This window comes from uncultured Cetobacterium sp. (assembly GCF_945952365.1).
Lineage (GTDB): Bacteria > Fusobacteriota > Fusobacteriia > Fusobacteriales > Fusobacteriaceae > Cetobacterium_A.
In genome coordinates this window covers 1-8,150 of record NZ_CAMFHX010000048.1, presented here as the reverse complement: position 1 = coordinate 8,150, position 8,150 = coordinate 1, and the positions used below count along the sequence as shown (strand labels likewise).

8 protein-coding genes, 2 pseudogenes and 1 riboswitch are annotated in these 8,150 nt (G+C 29.4%); of the genes and pseudogenes, 5 read left to right on the top strand and 5 right to left on the bottom strand.

Annotated features, from left to right (window positions below; genetic code table 11):
- Positions 1-1,547: toxin-antitoxin system YwqK family antitoxin (locus Q0O83_RS11480; protein WP_294097226.1), on the bottom strand; the 1,547-nt coding region annotated here is incomplete at its 3' end.
- Entirely contained in the window at positions 1,534-1,971 is a 438-nt protein-coding gene (locus tag Q0O83_RS11475) for a hypothetical protein (protein ID WP_294097225.1), read from the bottom strand. The genes Q0O83_RS11480 and Q0O83_RS11475, both read right to left, overlap by 14 nt.
- Before the next feature lie 193 nt (positions 1,972-2,164).
- Between Q0O83_RS11475 and Q0O83_RS11470 the strand changes: the two genes are divergently transcribed.
- Positions 2,165-3,673, top strand: a complete 1,509-nt coding sequence (locus Q0O83_RS11470; protein WP_294097224.1) for an ABC transporter substrate-binding protein — start codon at positions 2,165-2,167, stop codon at positions 3,671-3,673.
- 42 nt (positions 3,674-3,715) lie between these two features.
- Here Q0O83_RS11470 and msrA read toward each other — a convergent pair whose 3' ends face one another.
- Both msrA and msrB read right to left on the bottom strand, forming a co-directional pair.
- On the bottom strand, positions 3,716-4,294 hold the full coding sequence (gene msrA / locus Q0O83_RS11465; protein WP_294097223.1) for a peptide-methionine (S)-S-oxide reductase MsrA: 579 nt from the start codon (positions 4,292-4,294) through the stop codon (positions 3,716-3,718).
- A pseudogene (msrB, locus tag Q0O83_RS11460) lies at positions 4,291-4,722 on the bottom strand (peptide-methionine (R)-S-oxide reductase MsrB); the annotation flags it as partial. The gene msrA and the pseudogene msrB, both read right to left, overlap by 4 nt.
- Before the next feature lie 226 nt (positions 4,723-4,948).
- On the opposite strand from msrB, the gene Q0O83_RS11455 reads away from it, so the two are divergent.
- From Q0O83_RS11455 to Q0O83_RS11445, 3 genes are read left to right on the top strand one after another with little or no spacing between them, the layout of a single operon-like run.
- Positions 4,949-5,551, top strand: coding sequence for a LysE family transporter (locus tag Q0O83_RS11455; protein ID WP_294097219.1), 603 nt, complete (start codon positions 4,949-4,951; stop codon positions 5,549-5,551).
- A gap of 8 nt (positions 5,552-5,559) precedes the next feature.
- The gene (locus Q0O83_RS11450) at positions 5,560-6,288 is read left to right on the top strand and encodes an SDR family oxidoreductase (RefSeq protein WP_294097217.1); all 729 of its coding nucleotides are present in this window, start codon (positions 5,560-5,562) and stop codon (positions 6,286-6,288) included.
- A complete protein-coding gene (locus Q0O83_RS11445) occupies positions 6,281-6,850 on the top strand; it encodes a DUF4269 domain-containing protein (protein WP_294097215.1) in 570 nt (189 codons plus the stop codon). The genes Q0O83_RS11450 and Q0O83_RS11445 overlap by 8 nt, the downstream gene beginning before the upstream one ends.
- 53 nt (positions 6,851-6,903) lie before the next feature.
- Here the strand turns inward: Q0O83_RS11445 and Q0O83_RS11440 are convergent, their stop codons facing one another.
- A complete protein-coding gene (locus Q0O83_RS11440) occupies positions 6,904-7,311 on the bottom strand; it encodes a hypothetical protein (protein ID WP_294097214.1) in 408 nt (135 codons plus the stop codon).
- A gap of 165 nt (positions 7,312-7,476) precedes the next feature.
- A riboswitch (cobalamin riboswitch) is annotated at positions 7,477-7,657 on the top strand.
- Between Q0O83_RS11440 and Q0O83_RS11435 the strand changes: the two are divergent.
- Positions 7,657-8,150: pseudogene (locus Q0O83_RS11435) on the top strand (hypothetical protein); the annotation flags it as partial. (Overlaps the previous riboswitch by 1 nt.)

The following is an 8,150-nucleotide window of genomic DNA, read 5'->3' as shown; positions in this document are numbered from 1 at the left end:
GCTACTTTTAACATGTCGTAACTTTTCATTACGAAACGTGTCGCACCATTAAAATAGTTGTGTGTATCTATAAACTTTCCGTCCTCTGAATAATTTGTCACTATTTTTAAAGATCCATTTTTATTAAATGTTAATAATGTTCCTATCCAATAAAATATATTCTGATCTCTAAAGAAAACACCCTTTTGTGTTAGGACTTCATTCTCGTCATAACGCTCTATTGAGTATTTATTTTCTTCAATCATTTTCTGTTTTTTTCTTAACTTTCCGTCCTCATAGTAAGAGATATTTAATTTCTCATATCCACCTACAACATTGTATGAATAGTCCTCTTGATTATGTTCACAAAGAGCATCTTCCCACTGAATATAGCTCTCTATTCCTCCTGATTTATAGTATGATTTTGAATAATTTAAGTATGAAGATCCATCAATTAAATCATACTTATTAATTGATTGTAATTCTCCGGTTTCATAAAACCACTCAGATATTCCGACTCTTAATCCATTTTTATACGCTAATTTGGCATACAGTTTCCCATTTTCATAATAAATTAATGAATCATTTATTGGAGCATTATTGGAATAATAAGTTTCATCCTGGAGCTGACCAGATTTATAATATTTTAAAAACTTTCCACAACGCTTTCCATCTTCTAAGTCTATGATACACTCTATTTGACCGTTCTCATAATAGCTTTTAAACTCACAACTCTCTTTTCCTAATTTATAAAAACTATCTGTTTTTATGACTCCATTTTTATAATAATCTTTATATTCTCCATCTATTAAATTATCCACATAAGAACAGATCTTTTTTAACTGACCATCTTCATAAAAAGTCCATCCCATTCCTATATATTCATTACTATTATTTAAGGTTCCTACACTCTTTAGATTTCTATTTAAATAATATTCCACAATTTTTGAAAACTTTTTAAATTTATATACTTTACTTTTCAACTCACCTGTTTCATAAAATTCTATTGTTTGGTTTAAGTTTGTTAAAAATTTTAAACTTCCATCCTCATAATAATATTTAGAAGTTCCTACAATTTCACCGTTAACATACTCCTGCTCTTCTAATAAGACATCCTTTTCATTATAAAGACAACAATAACCATTTTTCACAAATTCAAAATTTTCAACACAATACTCCTTTAAAGCTGGATTAATAACAAGAGTATTGTATCCAGTAGGTGTTACAATACGTTGAGACATTAAATTATTTGTGGTATTCTCAAAAACTTCTATCTTTATTATATTTTTATTAATTATATCAAAAGTTATATCTTCATAAGAGGATTCGTCAAAAATACTTCTAATAACTCCTACATTCTCCGAAGAAAACTCCCAATGCTCCAAAGCATATTCGCCATCTAAATAGTATTCTACATATTTACATTCATCTTCATTTCGACTAGTAAAACTATTATAAGAAATATTTAAATACTCTATCTCTTCTTCATTATTTAAATAATAAATTGAATAAAACCCTTCATCACTACTTAACTCAACTTTTTTTAAAAACATATTATTTTTCAACATTTTCCCCCTCTTCAATTTTATACCATAGTTCATCTATAAAAAAAGTAGATTTTATTTGTTCCATTATATTTTCTATAATACTCATATCAACTTCCTCTTTTTGAACTACTCTTTTATCTTCTCCTGCTTTTATATACAAACTTTCAATTTCATAATTTTTTACTGTTGCTGTAAGCTGCTCTCCACCATCTAAAATTAAAATTTCTTCGGGATTTTCTTCGGCATCAAAATTGATTTGAATTTGAATTCCAAGCTCTTTGGAAAACTCTTTGTATGTTTTTATCTTGTTATCTTTTATATAAACCGCTTCAATACTGTAAAAGTCATTTTTCAATATTAAACTTCTATCTTCAAATATAGCTGCTGAAGCTTCAACTATAGATAAAAATAAAATGTATATCGAAATTAAAATAATTTTATTCATAATCCCCCTCGTATACTTTATAAAATATATCTTAATACTAATACATTTATCTATTAAATTCAATATATTATAGATTTTATTTCATAATACTTTGCACCTCAGCGAACAGATATTTTCATATTTATCTATATTGACACTTTATTTCTCTAATGATAGAATAAACTTTACGAACAATTTAAAGGAGAGATTAATTATGAAAAATAGATTAAACTTGTTGTGCTTAATATTATTAATAGCACTACTAACCGCCTGCGGTAATAAAGAGTCTGAAACATCTAAAAAAGAGGTTGTTGCAGCTCAAGTTGGAGCACCAAAAAGCTTAGACCCTCAAGGTACTAATGACAAAAGATCACTTGAGGTTATCGTTCAACTTTACGATACTTTGATCGAAGTAGATAGTGATATGAATTTAAAAGCTGGATTAGCCGAAAGTTGGGAGTATATAACTCCAACTAAAATTAGAATGAAGCTAAAGAAAGATGTGTTCTTCCATAATGGAGAGCCTTTAAAAGTTGAAGATGTTATCTTCTCTTTAAATAGAGTCAAAAACTCAAAAATAGTTGGAGTTATTGGTGAAAGTATAGAAAATATCCAAAAAGTCGATGATGAAACTTTTGATATTAATACAAAGTACCCTACAAAAACTCTTTTAAAGTTTTTAGCTGACCCTGGAGCATCTATTGTAAATGAAAAAGCTGTCACTGAATCTGGAACTAGTTTTGGACAACACCCTATTGGAACAGGTGCCTTCATTTTAGAGGAGTGGATAACTGGAGACAAAATTACCTTAAAAAGTAATGTCAATCATCCCTTTAAAAAACCAAATATCGATAAATTAGTTTTCAGAAGTATTCCTGAAGCTACCAATAGAGTTATTGGACTAGAAACAGAGGAGCTCCATGTAGCTTATGCTGTTTCACCTATCGATGCTGAACAAGTTCAAAATAATCAAAACTTAACCCTTATGACAGTTGACCCTCTAGCAATAGAGTTCATCGGTTTCAATATGAATGATCCAAAATTAAAAGATAAAAATTTAAGGATGGCAATAATCTATGCCTTAAATGCTGATGAGATTTTAGGTACAGTTCTAGGAACTTACGCTGAAAGTATCAACTCTCCTTTAGCTTCAAATATGTTTGGATATACAGATGATAGAGCTGTTTACAACCAAGATATTGCAAAAGCTAAAGAGTACTTAGAAAAAGTTAAAAACAAAGAGAATCTAAATCTATCTATAACAATCCACAGTAACAGTGACAGTATGCAAATATCTCAAATAATTCAAGCTCAATTAAAAGAGATTGGAATAAATTTAACTATAAATCCTTTAGAGTGGGGAACTTTTATAAGTGAAACATCAAATGGAAAACATCAGCTTTTCCATCTTGGTAAGACATCTCCAACTGGGGATGCAGAGGAAGCATTAACTGTTTTCAATGAAAAATTTATAGGCCCAGCTGGAAATAGATTTTTCTATTCAAATACAGAGGTTAATCAACTTTTACAGTTAGCTAAAGAGGAGATAGACGATCAAAAAAGAAAGAGATACTATCAAAAAGCTGCAAAACTTATTCAAGAGGATGGTGTTATGGCAATATCATTTACAAGAAAAGTTATTGCAGGAGTTAATAAAAATATATCTGGCTTCGAGCCTCATCCGAGTGGAATGCATAGATATTATAAAGTTGATAAAAGATAAATGAAAAAGTGCCAAATTTAAATGGCACTTTTTTATAACCTTCTACTTGCCCCAAACCTTTTCTAAAAACTGATCTCTACCAGAACGATATCTATAATAATTATATTTTAGATTATGTTTCTTATAGTAATCTTGATGATACTCTTCTGCAACATAAAACTTCTCAAACGGAATAAGCTTCACATTGATTTCTCTAAATTTACCCTCTTCTTTTATTTTATTCAAAGCCTTTTTAGCTTCTACTTCCTCGTCTTTATTTTGATAAAAGATAACAGGGGAATACTGATATCCTCTATCCACAAATTGTCCCTCTCCATCAGTCGGATCTATTTTTTTCAAAAAACTATTTAACAACTGAGAATAACTTATTTTATCACTATCGTAGTTAATTTTTATAGATTCAACATGACCAGTAGTTCCACTAGATACTTCTTTATATGTTGGATTTGCTACGTGGCCACCTGAATACCCAGATATTACTGATGTAACTCCAGGAACCTTTTCCATATCAGACTCTGTACACCAAAAACATCCTCCAGCTAAATAAGCTGTTTTCATCTCTGCCATTAAGGATAGATTTAAACTCAACATCAATATCGCTAACGATTTTGCTCTATTCATTTTTTCACCTCAAACTCTTTTAAAAACTCTCCATATCCCTCTTTCTCCAACTCTTCTAAAGGAATAAATCTAAGAGCAGCAGAGTTCATACAATATCTCTTTCCTGTAGGTGCTGGTCCATCATTGAATACATGCCCTAAATGAGACCCCGCATATTTGCTTCTCACCTCTGTTCTTGGCCAGATAAGTTTAAAATCTTTTTTCAAAACTATATTTTCAGAAACTAAAGGCTTTGTAAAACTTGGCCAACCAGTTCCTGATTCATATTTGTCATTAGATGAAAAAAGAGGTTCTCCTGAAATAACATCTACATAGATACCAACTTTTTTATTATCATGATACAAATTTTCAAAAGGAGGTTCAGTACCATTTTTTTGAGTAACTTCATACTGTACATTAGTAAGTTTTGATTTCAATTCAGTATCACTCGGTTTTTTAAAGTCTTTCCAATCTCCAAAAGCTAAAGTTCCAATCATAATTCCAACTCCTATAAAAAATTTTAGTTTCATAGTATTCTCTCCTATTTCAATTCAATACTCTCTTGCCCTTAAATACTCAAATAGTTAGCAATATCTTTTAATTATTTTAATTTACAGTTAAAAATATTTCTGTTATTATTTATAGAATATTAATTCTACATAATGGAGGGATTTTATGCTAATTGAAGGTTTTAAATTTGGGATGTTGTTACAACTTGCTATTGGACCTGTTTGTCTTTATATATTTTCATTAGGAGTCAACGAAAGTTTTATACATACTTTATTTGGAGTTTTCGGAGTCATTCTTGCTGATGCAATGTATATAATTTTAGCTATTTTAGGAATTTCATCATTTATAAAAAATGAAAAAACTCAAAAATCTTTTAATTTATTAGGAGGCTGTATTGTTATTATTTTTGGACTTCAATTGATTTTAGGATATTTTAATCTTTCTATATTACCAAGTATCAATCTATTTAAGGGATTTAATTCTAATCTACCTTTTGGAAAAGCTTTCTTTTTAACTGCTGCTAACCCTATGACGATTCTTTTTTGGATAGGTGTTTTTAGTACTAAGTTAAATGAATGCTCTTTAAGTAAAAAATTAATTTTACTATTTTCAATAGGTTCTCTTTTAGCTACTTTAATATTTTTAAGTTTTATTGGATTTATAGGTTCTTTGAGCAACAACTTTTTAAATAAAAATATTTTATCTATATTAAATCTCAGTGTTGGGTTAACTTTAGTATATTTTGGAATAAAAAAAATAAAAAAATAGGTGAGAAAATGAAAATAAAAAATGAAAATAATATATGTATTATTACTGGTGGTGCTGGTGGTATTGGCTACCATCTTTCAGAAGGATTTTGTCAAAAAGGATATAAAGTAGTTGTTTTGGATATAAAAAAACATAATGAACTATCTCTAGATATAGACTTCATACAAGTTGATCTTAGATCTGAAACTGAGATAAAAAATTCATTTTCTAAAATTGCTGAAAAATATGGGAATGCTCATATCCTTATAAATAATGCTGCCATCTCAACTTTTCATAAAAATATTGAAGATATCTCTATAGATGAGTTCGACGATGTTATAAATGTTAATTTACGTGGAAGCTTTATCTGTTGTAAAGAGTTTATAAAAATAAATAAAGGAGAAACTTATGGTAGAATAATAAATATCGCTTCTACTAGATGGAATCAAAATGAATCTAATTGGGAAGCTTACGGAGCTTCTAAAGGCGGTTTAGTCTCTTTAACTAACACCCTTGCTGTTTCTTTAACCAAAACACCTATAACTGTTAATGCTATTAGCCCCGGATGGATACAAGTTGATAATTATGATACTTTGACTGCAACAGATCATTCACAACATCCATCAGGAAGAGTTGGAACTCCTCGGGATATTCTTAATGCATGTTTATTTTTATCTAATATTGAAAATGACTTTATAAATGCAGCAAATATAATCATTGATGGTGGTATGAGTAAAAAAATGATTTATAATGACTAAAATCAATTTCCAAAATATAGAATATCTTTCTTTTGGAAATAAAAAACAGAAACAAAGTTACAAAATATTATCAGAGTTAGATATTTTTGAAACGCTTAAAAATTTCACTCCAATTTTAGTTGGGACTATTCCTTTAGGTATTGATAACGAAAAAAGTGATTTGGATATAGTCTGTTGTTTTACAAATATTCTAGATTTCAGAAAGCTTATAGAAGAAAAATTTTCAAAACAAAAAAACTTTTCTATAAGAGAGGATTTATTTAAAAATAATCTATTAGTAGCTAATTTTTTTATAGACGAAATGGAAATAGAGATTTATGGTAGCCATATATACTCTACCCAAACAAATGGTTATCGACATATGATAATCGAAGATAGAATATTACAATTAGCAGACTCTAAATTCCGTCAAAAAATAATCGAACTAAAAAAAGATGGCATGAAAACAGAACCAGCCTTTGCCTTTTTATTAAAATTAGAGGGTAATCCCTATGATAAGATTCTCGAATTAGAAAATTACTCAGACTATGAATTAATTAAGCTATGTGCTATTAAGCATTAAAACAAATAAAAATAGAGGGAACTTATCCCTCTACCAAAACTTATTAGTATAGACTAATTTACCTTGTCCTCATAAAGTGGACCTGAATTTTGCATCATCTCATAGTGCATCTGCATCATCTTTGTTTCATTTGTTGCTCTTATATGAGCTATATCTCTATTCAACTGCTCTACCTTAGCCCAATCAATTTTATCTTGAGCTAGAGTTTTCGATATTTCAAGTTCTTTTTCTTGAATTGCAATCTTTTGCATCTGCATATCTTTTTTCATTTCAGGTGTCATCATCTTCGAAGCCATCATACCTTTTCCTCCAGCTCCCATCATAGGACATTGACACTGCATTCCACCTTGCATCATAGGCATATTTTCCATTTTTCCGCCTTGCATCATACCACCCATATTTCCTGCTGAAAATAGTGATGTTGATAATAAAATTGTTCCTAATATAAATAACTTTTTCATTTTTTCCTCCTATTACTTTTTAATAAGAAAATTCGCCTTCAAGGCTTACAACAATTTTACAAACTTTAATACGCAGTTCCTTTTTTCATTATAAGTAATACTTTTTCTATTCAAAAAATAAATACTATCACTGTAATAATTGACAAAATATACTATGCATATTATACTCAATAATGTATTTTAAATGCCGTAAGGCTTAATAGAGGAAGATGGGTGAGAATCCCACACAGCCGAAAGCTACTGTATTGTGGACGAAACTAACATACACCACTGGAGATTTATCTGGGAAGGGTTAGAAGTAGATTGAAACTAAGTCAGGAGACTTATTTAATTTAGGAGGATTTCATGTTATTCAAATCAAAATTTCTAAAGGTTTTAGTTTTAACTACAAGCCTATGTTTTACAACCACTCTTTTCTCTCAAGAAAACAAAACTCAAAAAATTCTAATTACCGACAATGTTGAAAGAGCTGTTCAACTATCTGTTCCTGTTAAAAAAGCTGTTGTAATATCACGTTATAACAACGAGCTAATCAGAGCTTGTGGTGCTATAGACAATGTTGTGGCTGTTGATATGAACACTGCCCAAGATCGAGTATATTGGAGTAAATTCAAAGTTGAAGATGTTATTGGTAAAAATCAAAACGATTTAAACTACGAAAAAATTATCTCGCTTTCGCCTGAAGTAGTTATTATTCCTGCAAACGGAGCATATAAAGAAGCCGAGAAAAAATTAGAACCATTTGGAATTAAAGTTATTGTTATATCAGGTTATGATACAAATGATTTTCATAGTGCGACACGTTTCGTAATGAAAAGTTACGACATGTTAAAAGTAGC

Excerpts from the sequence above, each read along its gene's own strand:
- Q0O83_RS11440 (WP_294097214.1), bottom strand. The coding sequence starts at position 7,311 with ATGAAAAAGTTATTTATATTAGGAACAATTTTATTATCAACATCACTA.
- msrA (WP_294097223.1), bottom strand. The coding sequence starts at position 4,294 with ATGAATAGAGCAAAATCGTTAGCGATATTGATGTTGAGTTTAAATCTA.
- Q0O83_RS11455 (WP_294097219.1), top strand. The coding sequence starts at position 4,949 with ATGCTAATTGAAGGTTTTAAATTTGGGATGTTGTTACAACTTGCTATT.
- Q0O83_RS11450 (WP_294097217.1), top strand. The coding sequence starts at position 5,560 with ATGAAAATAAAAAATGAAAATAATATATGTATTATTACTGGTGGTGCT.
- Q0O83_RS11470 (WP_294097224.1), top strand. The coding sequence starts at position 2,165 with ATGAAAAATAGATTAAACTTGTTGTGCTTAATATTATTAATAGCACTA.
- Q0O83_RS11475 (WP_294097225.1), bottom strand. The coding sequence starts at position 1,971 with ATGAATAAAATTATTTTAATTTCGATATACATTTTATTTTTATCTATA.
- Q0O83_RS11445 (WP_294097215.1), top strand. The coding sequence starts at position 6,281 with ATGACTAAAATCAATTTCCAAAATATAGAATATCTTTCTTTTGGAAAT.